This is a genomic window from uncultured Limnohabitans sp., assembly GCF_937889215.1.
GTDB lineage: Bacteria > Pseudomonadota > Gammaproteobacteria > Burkholderiales > Burkholderiaceae_C > Limnohabitans_A.
In genome coordinates this window covers 1-1,081 of the sequence record NZ_CALBEX010000283.1, presented here as the reverse complement: position 1 = coordinate 1,081, position 1,081 = coordinate 1, and the positions used below count along the sequence as shown (strand labels likewise).

The following is a 1,081-nucleotide window of genomic DNA, read 5'->3' as shown; positions in this document are numbered from 1 at the left end:
GCCTGGCTGCTGAAGATCCATCTTTCCGCGTGCAAACAGACGAAGAATCTGGCCAAACCATCATTGGTGGTCAGGGCGAACTGCACCTGGAAATCATCGTGGACCGCATGAAGCGTGAATTCGGTGTCGAAGCCAACGTGGGCAAGCCCCAAGTGGCTTACCGCGAAACCATCCGCAAGACCGTGGAAGAAGCCGAAGGCAAGTTCGTGCGTCAGTCCGGTGGTAAGGGTCAATACGGCCATGTGGTTCTGAAGGTTGAGCCTCAGGAACCAGGCAAGGGCTTTGAATTCGTAGACGCCATCAAGGGCGGTGTGGTTCCTCGCGAATACATCCCTGCGGTTGAAAAAGGTGTGATCGAAGCTTTGGGTCAAGGCGTGTTGGCGGGTTACCCTGTGGTGGACGTCAAAGTCACCCTGCACTTCGGTTCGTACCACGATGTGGACTCGAACGAAATGGCCTTCAAGATGGCCGCCATCTTTGGTTTCAAAGAAGGCTGCCGCAAAGCCCAGCCCGTGATTCTGGAGCCGATGATGGCTGTGGAAGTTGAGACGCCAGAAGACTACGCCGGCAACGTGATGGGCGACTTGTCCTCACGCCGTGGCATGGTCCAGGGCATGGATGACATGGTCGGTGGCGGCAAAGCCATCAAGGCCGAAGTGCCCTTGTCCGAAATGTTCGGTTACTCGACCACGTTGCGTTCGATGTCGCAAGGTCGCGCCACTTACACGATGGAATTCAAGCACTACGCTGAAGCCCCTCGCAACGTGGCCGAAGCCATTGTGGCTTCAAGGGCTAAATAATGACAAGCGTGCCGGACCAAATTCGCCTGCGAATTTGCTCGGGCACCTCTGACTAAAAGCAAGCGAAAAGCAAGCGATAGTCAGAGCTGAAAGTTCAAAAACTGTCTGCGATCAAGTGCCACTCTGTGCCCGTGCGGAGTGATCAAGCAACCTGATGCAAACATTAAACCAACACACGGGCATTGCTCTTTTTAAGGATTGAAAAATGGCTAAAGAAAAATTTGAACGGACCAAACCCCACGTCAACGTGGGCACCATCGGTCACGTTGACCACGGCAAAA

Annotated in this window: 1 pseudogene; it reads left to right on the top strand. The window is 54.1% G+C overall.

Going from position 1 to position 1,081, the window contains the following annotated elements:
• A pseudogene (gene fusA, locus Q0341_RS07160) lies at positions 1-800 on the top strand (elongation factor G); the annotation flags it as partial.
• Positions 801-1,081 lie beyond the last annotated feature (281 nt).